Genomic DNA, 11,972 nt, shown 5'->3' with positions numbered 1-11,972 from the left:
GGGCGCCCTCGAACCCGAGCACGGCCAAGCACCCGGCCCCGCTCGGCCCCTCGTCCTCCAGCCCCCGCCCACCACCATCCGACCGACGAGCTACGCTCGGCCCTCCGATGGCGGTCGGGTCGGCGAGGCCGACCATGGTCTCGGCCTCGTCGGACAGCCGCAGGACGGCGGGCAGCGGGCCGTCCTGGGCGAGCCGGCGCAGCGCGGCGGTGCCCTCGGCGAACGACGCGAACCGCCAGCCCTCGTACTCCTTCGCCGCCGGCACGGGGTGCACCCGCACCCGCACGGAGGTGATCACGCCGAACGCGCCCTCCGAGCCGAGGACGAGCTGCCGCAGGTCCGGCCCGGCGGCCGACTTCGGCGCCCGGCCGAGGTCGAGCGTCCCTTCCGGGGTGGCGGCGGTCAGGCCGACGACCATGTCGTCGAACCGCCCGTACCCGGCGGACGCCTGCCCGCTCGACCGCGCCGCCGCGAACCCGCCGATCGACGCCCACTCGTACGACTGCGGGAAGTGCCCGAGCGTGTAGCCGCGCTCGTTGAGCAGCGCCTCCGCCGCCGGGGCGCGCAGGCCGGGCTGCAGGACGGCCGTGCGGGACACCTCGTCGAGCGAGACGAGCCGGTCCATGCGCCGCAGGTCGAGGGCTATGAACGCGGTCACGCCCTCCGGTGCCAGGCCGCCGACGACGGAGGTGCCGCCGCCGAACGGGACGACGGCGATCCGCCGCGCGGCGCACGCCTCCAGCACGGCGAGGACCTCGTCGTGGGAGCCGGGCAGGACGACCGCGTCCGGGGTGTCGGAGGTGTCGCCGGCGCGGATGCGCAGCAGGTCGGGAGTCGACTTGCCGCGGGTGTGCCGGACGCGCGACTCGGTGTCGGCGCGGACGTTGCCGTCCCCGACGACGGCGGCGAGCGCGGTCAGGTCCTCCCCCGGGAGGCGGGGGGCGGCGGCCTTGACGTCCGGCAGCGCGGCGGGCGGCGCGTCCGCGGGCCGCACGCTGAGCAGGTCGCGCAGCAGGCCGACCATCGGCTCGGGCAGCGGGGCCGCCTTCGCGGGGTCGCCCCAGCCGCTCCACAGCATGTCCGGCGTCTCCGTCATCGCGCCCCCTTGTCCGTGTGGCTTACACTGTGACATATGACGTCTACTCGTCACAACAGGAACGGCGCCCGGACCGCCGACGACACCGTGCTCGACGCCGCGCGCGACTGCGTGCTGGCCGTCGGGGTGCGCCGCACGACGCTGACCGACATCGCCCGCCGCGCCGGCGTCTCCCGGATGACGCTGTACCGCCGGTGGCCGGACGTCCGCACGATCGTCGCCGACCTCATGACCCGCGAGTGGACCGCGATCGGCAGCGCGCTGCAGCCGCCCGACGACGGCCGCCCCGTCCGGCCCCGCATGGTGGACGGCCTGGTCACCGGCGTGCGGACGTTCCGCGACCACCCCCTGCTCCGCAAGATCATCGAGGTGGACCCGGAGCTGCTGCTGCCCTACCTGCTGGACCGCCGCGGCGCCAGCCAGCGGGTCTTCCTCGCCTGGTTCGAGGAGGCGATCGACGCCGGGCACCGGGACGGCACCATCCGGCCCGGCCACCCCGCCCGGCAGGCCCGCGCCCTGCTGCTGGTCGTCCAGTCCTTCGGGCTGTCGGCGCCGACGATGCTCGACGCCGCCGACCCCGGCCTGGACTCCGACGCCTTCGACGCCGAACTCCGCGAAATCCTGGAGAGGATGCTCGCCCCATGAACGTCTCCCGACCCGACCCGCGCACCTCGCTCAACGCGGCACGCCGGGAGCGCGAGCTCGCCGCGCTGCCGGAGGAGGTGGTGGACGTCCTGGTCGTCGGCCTGGGCGCGACCGGGGCGGGCGCCGCGCTGGACGCCGCGTCCCGGGGGCTGTCCGTCGCCGCGATCGACGCCCACGATCTGGCGTTCGGCACGTCCAGGTGGAGCTCCAAGCTGATCCACGGCGGGCTGCGCTACCTCGCCCAGGGGCAGCTGGACGTCGCGCACGAGAGCGCGGTCGAGCGCGGCACGCTGATGCGGCGCACGGCCCCGCATCTGGTCCGGGCCCTGCCGTTCGTCCTGCCGCTGACGCCGCTCGTGTCCCGCTCGCAGGCGCTCCTCGCGGGCGGCGGGATGCGCGCGGGCGATCTGCTGCGGCTCGCCGCCCGCACCCCGCGCTCGGTGCTGCCCGGCCCGCGCCGGCTGTCGGCGGTGGAGACGCTCCGGCTCGCGCCCGCGCTGCGCCCCCACGGGCTGCGCGGCGGCCTGCTGTCGTGGGACGGGCAGCTCGCCGACGACGCCCGCCTCGTCACGGCGATCGCCCGGACGGCGGCCGGGCACGGCGCCCGCGTCCTCACCCGCTGCCGCGCGGTCGAGCTGACCGGCGACGGCGCGCTCGTCCGGGACGAGGCGACCGGCCGGGAGTTCACCGTCCGGGCGCGGTCGGTGGTCAACGCGGCCGGCGTGTGGGCGGGCGGCCTCGTGGACGGCGTGCGGCTGCGCCCGTCGCGCGGCACCCACCTGGTGCTCCGGGCCGAGACGCTGCGCGGGCTGACCGCCGGGATGCACGTCCCGATCCCGGGCGCGGGCAGCCGGTTCATGCTGGTGATGCCGCAGGGCGACGGCCGCGTCTACGTGGGCCTCACCGACGAGCCCATGGACGGCCCCGTCCCGGACGTGCCGGTGCCGTCGGAGGGCGAGATCGGGTTCCTGCTCGACGTGCTCGGCTCGGCGGTCGACGTCCCGGTGCGCCACGACGACGTGATCGGCGCCTTCGCCGGGCTGCGGCCCCTGCTGGACGCCGGGCACGGCGGCGACACCGCGGACCTCTCCCGCCGGCATGCCGTGCTGACCTCGCCGGACGGCGTCGTCACGATCGTCGGCGGCAAGCTCACGACCTACCGGCGCATGGCGGAGGACGCCGTCGACGCGGTGGTGCGCGCCCGCGGCCTGCCCGCCGGGCCCAGCTGGACGGCCCGGCTCCCCCTCGTCGGCGCGGCCCCGCGCGCCCGCCTGGACGCGCTGGACGCGCCGACCCGCCTCGTCCAGCGGTACGGGGTCGAGGCGCCGCTGCTGGCCGCGCTCGGCGAGCGGGACACGGCCCTGCTGGAACCGGTCGTGCCCGGGCTGCCGGTGACCGGCGCGGAGCTGGCCTGGGCGGTGCTGCACGAGGGCGCCATGGACGCGGGCGACCTGCTGGACCGCCGCACCCGGATCGGGCTCGTCGCCGCCGACCGGGAGGCCGCGCTGCCCGCGGCGGAGGCGCTGCTCGCCACCCCGCCTGGTTTCGCCGCGATCCGTTAGGTTACCCTTACCTAATCGATTGAGCGAAGATCGACGGGGGGCTCACTTGACGCGGGGCAAGGGCTGCGGGCACTGCCCGGGAAGCCACACCGGCGAGCGGCCGTGCCTGGCGACCGCGACCGTGAAGGCGGGCGCCTGGCTGCTGGTCGAGCATCCCGGCCCCTGGCCCGAGCGCGTCGAGGACCTGCCCGGCCCGGAGCCGGTCGCCGAGGCCGTGCGGAACGCGAAGAAGGCGGGCGTCCGGCCGCAGCTGATCCGCCGCCCGGGCCGTCGCCGCGCCACCCCGCCGCTCCAGGTCTACGCCGGCTTCGCGCGCGGGACCGAGGCCTGGATCGAGGGGCGCGAGCTGGCCGATCCGGCCGAGCTGGCGGCGCTCGATCTGCACGCGCTGGCCGAGGGCCGGTCACCGGGCCTCGGGGAGCGGGTGCCGGACCCGGTGCTGCTGGTCTGCACGCACGGCCGCCACAACGCGTGCTGCGCCCGGACGGGTGCGCCACTGGCCCGTGTCCTCGCGACGCGTTTCGACCGTCTCGTCTGGGAAACCACCCATGTCGGCGGTGACCGCTTCGCAGCGAACCTGGTATGTCTTCCCCACGCGCTCTCCTACGGCGACCTCGGCGAGACCGAGGCCGTGACGGCGGTGGACGCCTACCTGCGGGGCGAGGTCGTCCTCGACAGGCTGCGCGGACGGGCCGGGACGCCCGAGCCGGCGCAGGCCGCCGAGCACTTCGTCCGGGCGCACACGGGGTGCCTCGGAGTGGACGACGTGACCGTGGAGTCGGTCATTGGAACAACCCGGTACGAAGCGGTCGTTGTTGCTCAGCAGAGCCGTTACCGGGTGATCGTCGAGGCCGTCCAGCAGCCCGACCCGTGCGGGACCGGGTGCGGCGAGAACCAGCGAACCTACGTTGTTAGGGAACTCACCCTTCTCAACGAGGCGGCGCTCGTGTAATCTCCATGAGGCCCCATTCGAGGGTCTCCCTGTCGCACGTCCCCAGGTTTCCGGAGTAACCGGACGGGGAACAGAGCGGCAACTCCAGACGTTGGAACATTCGGCGCTTCTGACTCATGTCACCTGAAGCATGTCGAGCGTCCATGTCCCGTTTTTGTTCGAAACCAATCAAGGTGGGTGTTCCATGGCTCAGGTACGTCGGCAGGCAAACCTCCCTCGTCCCAGCTGGGGCTGGCAGGACGCCGCGGCGTGCCGGGGGGAAGACCTCGTCCTCTTCTTCGGTCCCGACGGCGAGCGCCAGCCCGAGCGCGAGATCCGCGAGCGCAAGGCCAAGCAGATCTGCATGGGCTGCCCGGTCCGCACGGAGTGCCTGGACTACGCCGTGTCCCGGCCCGAGAAGTACGGCACCTGGGGCGGCCTCAACGAGGACGAGCGCGCGTCCGAGCGCCGTCGTCGTATGCGCCGCGCCAACGCCGCCTAAACGAGAACGACAGGCCGCCAGAACGCTCCCATCGCGAACCCCGGCACGCCACCTGAAAACGTCACGGCCCCGCCCCGCGGGGCCGTTTGCGTTGCCCGGGCACGGTCGCTCCCGGCCGGACCCGGGCCGTCCCGTCACATCTGCGTCACAGATGCGTTACATCGTCCCACGACATTCCTCGCGGACGCCTTTTACCGCATCAGGTTCCGCGATGTGGCCCATTGACAAGAATGACGCGGCACACCATTCCGGCCGGGTCGCCGGGCGGCACCGCTCAGGTCGGCTCCGGGCCCTCCCCTGCCGCCCGTGCGGCACGGTCCAGCCAGGCGATCACGTCGTCGTCGGTGAGCTGCTCGAAATCTCGGTACCACTGGCCCACGGCGCTGAACTCCCATGGCGCGGCCGGCACCACCACGTCGTCCGCCTCGGTCTCCAGGCTCCGGACGGTCTCGGCGGCGCCCACCGGCACCGCGAGGACCAGCCGGGACGGGCCCCGCTCGCGCATCGCCCGCACCGCCGCGCGGGCGGTCCCGCCGGTGGCGAGCCCGTCGTCCACCACGACCACCGGGCGCCCGGCGACGTCCGGCAGCCGGCGGCCGCCCCGGTAGGCCGCCACCCGGCGGTCCAGCTCGGCGCGCTCGGCCGCCACGGTGCTGGCCAGATCGTCCTCGCGGAGCCCCAGCCGCGCCAGCAGGCCGGCGTCGAACACCGGGGCGCCGCCCTCGGCGATCGCCCCGACGCCGAGCTCCGGCTGCGGCGGGTATCCGATCTTGCGGGTCACCAGCACGTCCAGCCGCGACCCGAGGCGCCGCGCGATCTCGTGCCCGACCGGGACGCCGCCGCGCGGCAGCGCGAGGACCGCGGCCCCGTCCAGCCCCAGGGGCGCGAGGCGCTCGGCGAGCACCCGGCCCGCCTCGGCGCGGTCGGTGTAGGGGAGGCGGACGGTCCGCGGCCGCCGGAAGTCATCGCGAGCCGGTCTGTTCCAGGGCATCGGCGCACCCCCTTTCCGGGGTGACCCCTACCCGTTCAGGAACCGGTGAGCCACCTCAGCGGGTTGTCGTGCAGGATCGCGCCGAGGGTGCCGTCGTCGGCACCGGCGGCGCGCAGCGCGGGCAGGAACGTGTCGAAGAGGTACCCGAAACCCGCGCCGCCGTAACGGGCGACCTGGGCCATCCGGGAGACGCCGGTGCTCAGCAGCACCCGGTCGGCGTGCCCGGCCTCCAGCAGGTCCAGCACGCAGCGGACGCGGGCGGCGACGGCGGCGCGGCCCTCCCCCGCCAGGCCGAGCGTGCCGAACGAGACGTAGCCGCCCGTCTCGGCGATCTTGCGGTGCTGGCCGGAGTCGTCCACCCGGTCCTGCTGGCCGACCGCGACGCGGTCCGGGGCCAGCCCGGCGGTGGTGAGGATCTCCAGCTGGGCGAGGCCCGCCCGCCCGTACGTCGCGACGGACAGCCCGGAGTAGCGGGCGGCCTGCGCGGCGGCCCGCAGGCACAGCTCCTCGGTCTCGGTGGGCGCCTCGCCCCAGGTGCCGATCTCGCCGATGACCCCCGGCAGCGAGTTCGTGCCGTCCATGCCGAAGCCGACCTCGGCGAGCAGCCGCTCCGCGAGCCGGTCGACACTGGACGGGCCGTACGGCTCCTGCCGCGGGGCCGTCCCCCCGGAACGACCCGCCGTGCCGGCGGCGAGCGTCTCGCGGACGAACCCCGGATGGAACGGCTCCGTGAACACGCCCGTCCCGGCGACGACGGCGACCCGGGCGCCCGCGCTGATCCGGGCGAGCGCGGCGGCGTTGCGCCCCATGCCCGAGCACGTCAGGTCGACGACGAGGCCGAGGCCGTGCTCCTTGCGCAGCGCCACCAGCTCGCGCTGGACGGCCTTCTCCTCGTCCAGCCACCGCCCGGGGTCGGACGGGGCCTGCTGCGGGCGGGCCGGCCAGCGCAGATCCATCTGCAGGTGCTCGTGGGAGAGCACCGGCCCGGTGATGTCGGACGTCGCGATCGTGCCGGTCACGGTCCGGAGCCGGCCGGTCTCCTCACGGGGGGTCATAGCACGCGAGGCTACGACATGTTTGCCCTTTTCAAGACCTTATCGGAGGTTGTTTTTACTCGTCGCTCCCTGGTCGCGGGGCACCTGCGCGCCCTCGGCCTCGCGCTCGGCGCGGACCCGTGCGGTGTCGCCGCTCGGCCACCGCCGGTCGATCTCGGCGTTCAGGGTGGCCCCGATCAGCACCGCGAGCGCCGCCACGTACAGCCAGCCGAGGACGGCGATCGGGGCGGCCAGCGACCCGTACACCGACACCCCGCTGAGCGACCCGGCCAGGTAGATCCGCAGGCCCGCGCTGCCGACGATCCAGATCAGCAGCGCCAGCGCGCCGCCGGGCACCTGCCGCCACCAGGACGTCCGGACCGGGATGCTGAGGTGGTAGAGCAGCGAGAGGAAGATGATCGACAGGCTCACCACGACCGGCCAGTACAGCAGCTGGACCGCCGCGGCGCCCTCCGGCAGCGCCTGCCGCACCAGCGTGGGCCCCGCCACCAGCAGCGGGATGGCGATCAGCAGGAGCAGCAGCCCGATCAGGTACAGCACGAACGCGCGCGTCCGGGTGCGGATCACCCCGCGGACGCCGGACAGCCCGTAGGCGATCGTGATCGTGTCGACGTAGACGTTCGTCGCGCGCGAGCCCGCCCACAGCGAGATCAGGAAGCTGATGGACACGATGTCGGGGCTGCCGCCCCGGACCACGTCAGTGATCAGCGGGACGACGACCGAGTCGACGGTCGGGCCGGTCAGCACGGTGTGCGCCTGCTTGATCACCCAGTCGCTGACCTCGGTCATGGTCTCGTGGCTGAACAGGCCGCTCAAGTGGCCCATCGTGCCGATCAGCCCGATGACGAGCGGCGGCAGCGACAGCAGCGCGAAGAACGCCGCCTCGGCGGCCAGGCCGGTCACCCGGTAGCGGAACGCGCCGATGGCGGTGCCCTTGGTCAGGGCCCAGCCGATGCGGGGCGCCGCCCGCGCACCCGCGCGGGCACGGGAGAGCACAAGGTCGCGCCTCCGGGGCTCAGGGCCTTGCCGGCCGTCCTCGGAGTCGGAGTCCCCGGCCGGGGGGACGCCCGCGGCGTCGGAGACGGTGGTCACACCGCCCCACCGTAGAGCGTTACGCGCCCGGAACATGCCGCATCGCCCATTTCACTGGTCTGCTCCGCGCGTGGCGTGCGAAACGCCTCCCCCGCCCGGTCGATCCGCGGCGTCATCGCCTGCCCCCTGCACATCCCTTGGCCCATACCCGCTTTGACGGCACGGAACGTCGTCCCGACCATGATCGTCCCTGACCGGCCACGGTGAACCGGGCATTTGCCTCCATGGGTGACAATGGAAGACATGATCTGCGAGTCGTGCCGTGAGCGCCGCCACAAGGAGTGCCGTGGCGGCTCATGGTGCGACTGCCAGCATCGCACCGAGCCAGCGACGCCCGCCCCCGAGCGCCCCGGGACCCGCCCCGCGACCGGCGACGACGCCGAGCCTCCGGTGAACTGGAGGCGGCAGGGATGACGCATCTCACCCGTCCGCATGCCGGACGTAACTGGACAGTCCGCGAGACGGCATGTCAGAGTCTTGGTATGACTGCCGCGGACCCGTTGCTGGCCAAGCGCCGGCACGTCGACTTCCTGCGCGTCCGCAGCGCGATCTGTTGGTGACGCCCCGACCACGCCCCTGAACGACGGGCGCGTGGCGCATCGGCGTCACCTTTGACTTGAACCTGCTCAGCGTCGAGCCGGCCGCCTCAGAGCGCCGGTGCGCTACGCGTCCCTCACGACCACAGATGAGGACGCGCGCCGTGCCACCCGCGATCAAACGCAAGAAGTCCGAAGGCCAGTGGGCCCTGGGCTACCGCGAACCGCTCAACAAGAACGAAGAGAACAAGAAGAACGACGACGGCCTCAACGTCCGCCGCCGCATCATCGACATCTACTCCAAGACCGGCTTCGACTCGATCGACCCCGCCGACCTGCGCGGCCGGTTCCGCTGGATGGGCCTCTACACCCAGCGCAAGCCCGGAATCGACGGCGGCAGGACCGGCGCGCTGGAGGACGAGGAGCTCGAGGACCGCTACTTCATGATGCGGGTGCGGATCGACGGCGGGCAGCTGAGCGGCCCGCAGCTCCGCACGATCGCCGACATCTCGACGAAGTACGCGCGCGGCTCCGCCGACATCACCGACCGGCAGAACGTCCAGCTGCACTGGGTGCGGATCGAGGACGTCCCGGCGATCTGGGACGCGCTCGAAGCGGTCGGCCTGCACACGACGGAGGCGTGCGGCGACGTGCCGCGCACCATCATCGGCTGCCCGCTCGCCGGGATCGCCGCCGACGAGGTGATCGACGCCACCCGCGACCTGCGCGAGATCCACGACAAGTACATCGGCTCGCCCGAGTTCTCCAACCTGCCGCGCAAGTACAAGACGGCGCTGTCGGGCTGCACGTCGCACTGCACCGTCCACGAGATCAACGACATCGCGTTCGTGGGCGTGGTGAACGAGGCGGGCGAGACCGGCTACGCGCTGTACGTCGGCGGCGGCCTGTCCACCAACCCGATGTTCGCGCAGAGCCTCGGCGTGTTCGTGAAGCCGGAGCAGACCAGCGTGGTCTGGCACGGCGTGACGTCCATCTTCCGCGACTACGGCTACCGGCGGCTGCGCGGCCGCGCCCGGCTGAAGTTCCTGATGAAGGACTGGGGGCCGGAGAAGTTCCGCGAGGTGCTGGAGAACGAGTACCTCGGGTACGCGCTGGCGGACGGCCCCGACCCGGCCGCGCCGGTCGCCCGCCGCGACCACGTCGGCATCCGCCCGCAGCAGGACGGGAACTTCTACGTCGGCTTCGCCCCGCGCGTCGGCCGGGTGAGCGGCGAGATGCTCGGCGTCATCGGCGACCTCGCCGAGCGGTACGGCTCGGGCCGGGTCCGGACGACCATCGAGCAGAAGATGGTCATCCTGGACGTCCCGGAGGAGAACACCGAGGAGCTCGCCGACGAGCTGGCGAAGCACGACCTCCAGGTCCGCCCGTCCACGTTCCGCCGGCAGACGATGGCGTGCACCGGCATCGAGTACTGCAAGCTCGCGATCGTCGACACCAAGCAGCGCTCCATGGACCTGATCGACGAGCTGGAGAAGCGGCTCCCCGACTTCGACCAGCCGCTCACGATCAACGTCAACGGCTGCCCGAACGCCTGCGCCCGCATCCAGGTCGCCGACATCGGGCTGAAGGGCCAGCTGGTCGTGGACGAGAACGGCGACCAGGTCGAGGGCTTCCAGATCCACCTGGGCGGGCAGCTCGGCGCCTCGTTCGGCAAGAAGGTCCGCGGGCTGAAGACGACCTCGTCCGGGCTGACCGACTACATCGAGCGGATCGTCCGCAACTTCGACGAGCAGCGCGGCGACGGCGAGACGTTCGCCGACTGGGTGCACCGCGCCGACGAGGCAGACCTCAAATGAGCGAGCGCATGGCGCCGTTCTACTGCCCCTACTGCGGTGAGGAGCAGCTGGAACCGCGCGCCCCCAGCGATTTTCCCGGGGGGAGTGGGGGGTCGTCCCCCCACAAGGACGCGCACGGTTCCTGGTTCTGCCCCGACTGCCTCCGTTCGTTCACGTTGAAGTTCCTCGGTGTCGGGGCCCCCGCCACCGCGAGCAAGGAGATCCCTCGGTGACTCTTCTGGAGACCGACAGACCTACCCTTGACCTCGAAGACATCGTCGAGTCGGCAGCCGCGGCGCTGGAGGGCGCCCCCACGCTGGAGGTCATCCGCTGGGCCGCGGCCACGTTCGGCGAGCGCATCTGCCTGACCTCGTCCATGTCGGACGCGGCGCTGATCCACCTGGTGTCGAAGGTCAAGCCCGGCATCGACGTGCTGTTCGTCGACACCGGCTACCACTTCGCCGAGACCGTCGGGACGCGGGACGCGGTCGAGGCCGTCTACCCGGTGAACGTCATCAACGTCACCCCGTCCCGCACGGTCGAGGAGCAGGAGACCGCGCTCGGCCCCCGCCTGCACGGCCGCAACCCCGACCTGTGCTGCCACCTGCGGAAGGTGGAGCCGCTCGGCCGCGCGCTGGAGGGCTACATGGCCTGGTTCAGCGGCATCCGCCGGGACGAGACCGCGAGCCGCCGCGACCGCAGGGTCGTCGAGTGGGACCGCAAGCGCGGCATGGTCAAGGTGAACCCGATCCTGGACTGGACCCAGGACGACATGCACAACTACATCGAGGACAACGGGGTGATCGTCAACCCGCTGCACTACGACGGCTACCCCTCGATCGGCTGCGAGCCGTGCACCCGCCCGGTCGCGCCGGGCGAGGACCCGCGCAGCGGCCGGTGGGCCGGGATGGGCAAGACCGAGTGCGGTATCCACCTGTGAGCGTTCCGGTGGTGGCGGTGGCGCACGGGAGCAGGGACCCCCGCGCCGCCGCGACCGTCACCGCGCTCCTGGACGCCGTCCGGGCCCGCCGCCCGGACGTGCCCGTGCACGCCGCGTTCCTGGACCACGCGCCGCCCGCGCCCGACCGGGTGCTGGACGGCCTGGCCCGCGGCGGCGCCGGTGAGGCGGTCGTCCTGCCCCTGCTCCTCACGGCGGCCTATCACAGCAAGACCGACATCCCGGGCGTCCTCAACCGGGTGCGGGGCCTGCATCCGCGGCTGCGGCTGCGCACGGCCGGCACGCTGGGCCCGCACCCGCTGCTGATGGACGCCCTGGAGCGGCGGCTGTCCGAAGCGGGCGCCGAGCCCGGCGACCCGGACACGGCGGTCGTGCTCGTCTCGGCGGGCTCCAGCGACGCGTCCGCGAACGCCACGATCGCCCGGCTGGCCCGCGAGTGGCGGCCGCGCGGCTGGTGGGACGTGACGCCGGCGTACGCGTCCGCGGCCGGGCCGAAACCGGCCGAGGCGGTCGCGGCGCTGCTCGACGCGGGCGCTCCGCGGGTGGCGGTGGCGTCCTACTTCCTGGCGCCCGGCCACTTCGCCGACAAGGTGCGCAACGAGGCCCTGGCGGCCGGCGCGTCCGCGGTCTCGCCCGTGCTGGGCGCCGCCCCGGAGATCGCGGACCTGGCCGTCCACCGCTACGACGAGGCGCTGGAGGCCGCCCGCGCGGCGACCGCGGTCTAGACGGGTAGAGGGCCCGCCCTGAAGCGTGCGGACCTCGGCCACGAGCCCGACGAGACACACGACCGCGACTTCGCGCCGGTGAA

The 11,972-nt window shown here is 73.5% G+C and carries 11 protein-coding genes; 7 read left to right on the top strand and 4 right to left on the bottom strand.

What is annotated here, in order from left to right; translation table 11 throughout:
* Positions 1-1,078: FAD-binding oxidoreductase (locus E1293_RS11195; RefSeq protein WP_132196675.1), on the bottom strand; the 1,078-nt coding region annotated here is incomplete at its 3' end.
* 54 nt (positions 1,079-1,132) lie between these two features.
* Between E1293_RS11195 and E1293_RS11190 the strand changes: the two genes are divergently transcribed.
* The 4 genes from E1293_RS11190 (at position 1,133) to E1293_RS11175 (ending at position 4,736) form a co-directional block, all read left to right on the top strand.
* Positions 1,133-1,741 carry a TetR/AcrR family transcriptional regulator gene (locus E1293_RS11190; RefSeq protein WP_132196665.1) on the top strand — a complete coding sequence of 203 codons (609 nt, stop codon included), beginning with the start codon at positions 1,133-1,135 and terminating at the stop codon, positions 1,739-1,741.
* Positions 1,738-3,303, top strand: coding sequence for a glycerol-3-phosphate dehydrogenase/oxidase (locus E1293_RS11185; protein WP_132196663.1), 1,566 nt, complete (start codon positions 1,738-1,740; stop codon positions 3,301-3,303). Before E1293_RS11190 ends, E1293_RS11185 begins: the two co-directional genes overlap by 4 nt.
* Before the next feature lie 46 nt (positions 3,304-3,349).
* Positions 3,350-4,255: a sucrase ferredoxin gene (locus E1293_RS11180; RefSeq protein ID WP_132196661.1), complete on the top strand. Its 906-nt coding sequence runs from the start codon at positions 3,350-3,352 to the stop codon at positions 4,253-4,255.
* A 184-nt stretch (positions 4,256-4,439) separates the two neighbouring features.
* Positions 4,440-4,736 carry a WhiB family transcriptional regulator gene (locus tag E1293_RS11175; RefSeq protein ID WP_021600082.1) on the top strand — a complete coding sequence of 99 codons (297 nt, stop codon included), beginning with the start codon at positions 4,440-4,442 and terminating at the stop codon, positions 4,734-4,736.
* Positions 4,737-5,010: 274 nt separating this feature from the next.
* On the opposite strand, the gene E1293_RS11170 is transcribed toward E1293_RS11175, so the two are convergent.
* Genes E1293_RS11170 through E1293_RS11160 form a run of 3 tightly spaced genes read right to left on the bottom strand, consistent with a single transcriptional unit; the run spans position 5,011 to position 7,874 of the window.
* Positions 5,011-5,727 (bottom strand): phosphoribosyltransferase, encoded by a 717-nt coding sequence (locus E1293_RS11170; protein WP_132196659.1) that lies wholly within the window; start codon positions 5,725-5,727, stop codon positions 5,011-5,013.
* 35 nt (positions 5,728-5,762) lie between these two features.
* Positions 5,763-6,782 (bottom strand): phosphotriesterase family protein, encoded by a 1,020-nt coding sequence (locus tag E1293_RS11165; RefSeq protein ID WP_132196657.1) that lies wholly within the window; start codon positions 6,780-6,782, stop codon positions 5,763-5,765.
* Positions 6,783-6,821: 39 nt separating this feature from the next.
* Positions 6,822-7,874, bottom strand: coding sequence for a YihY/virulence factor BrkB family protein (locus E1293_RS11160; protein ID WP_243716157.1), 1,053 nt, complete (start codon positions 7,872-7,874; stop codon positions 6,822-6,824).
* A 685-nt stretch (positions 7,875-8,559) separates the two neighbouring features.
* On the opposite strand from E1293_RS11160, the gene E1293_RS11155 reads away from it, so the two are divergent.
* The 3 genes from E1293_RS11155 (at position 8,560) to E1293_RS11140 (ending at position 11,889) form a co-directional block, all read left to right on the top strand.
* Positions 8,560-10,227: a nitrite/sulfite reductase gene (locus E1293_RS11155; RefSeq protein ID WP_165978172.1), complete on the top strand. Its 1,668-nt coding sequence runs from the start codon at positions 8,560-8,562 to the stop codon at positions 10,225-10,227.
* A 208-nt stretch (positions 10,228-10,435) separates the two neighbouring features.
* Entirely contained in the window at positions 10,436-11,146 is a 711-nt protein-coding gene (locus E1293_RS11145) for a phosphoadenylyl-sulfate reductase (protein ID WP_132196649.1), read from the top strand.
* Positions 11,143-11,889: a sirohydrochlorin chelatase gene (locus E1293_RS11140; protein ID WP_165978171.1), complete on the top strand. Its 747-nt coding sequence runs from the start codon at positions 11,143-11,145 to the stop codon at positions 11,887-11,889. The genes E1293_RS11145 and E1293_RS11140 overlap by 4 nt, the downstream gene beginning before the upstream one ends.
* Positions 11,890-11,972: the final 83 nt, after the last annotated feature.

Origin of the sequence: Actinomadura darangshiensis (assembly GCF_004349235.1) — a bacterium.
Taxonomy (GTDB): Bacteria; Actinomycetota; Actinomycetes; order Streptosporangiales; family Streptosporangiaceae; genus Spirillospora; species Spirillospora darangshiensis.
Note: the sequence above shows the minus strand (reverse complement) of the source record. Positions and strands in the feature narration are given on the sequence as shown.

Coding starts and splice junctions, on each gene's coding strand:
- E1293_RS11190 (WP_132196665.1), top strand. CDS start 1,133: ATGACGTCTACTCGTCACAACAGGAACGGCGCCCGGACCGCCGACGAC.
- E1293_RS11185 (WP_132196663.1), top strand. CDS start 1,738: ATGAACGTCTCCCGACCCGACCCGCGCACCTCGCTCAACGCGGCACGC.
- E1293_RS11175 (WP_021600082.1), top strand. CDS start 4,440: ATGGCTCAGGTACGTCGGCAGGCAAACCTCCCTCGTCCCAGCTGGGGC.
- E1293_RS11170 (WP_132196659.1), bottom strand. CDS start 5,727: ATGCCCTGGAACAGACCGGCTCGCGATGACTTCCGGCGGCCGCGGACC.
- E1293_RS11165 (WP_132196657.1), bottom strand. CDS start 6,782: ATGACCCCCCGTGAGGAGACCGGCCGGCTCCGGACCGTGACCGGCACG.
- E1293_RS11155 (WP_165978172.1), top strand. CDS start 8,560: ATGAGGACGCGCGCCGTGCCACCCGCGATCAAACGCAAGAAGTCCGAA.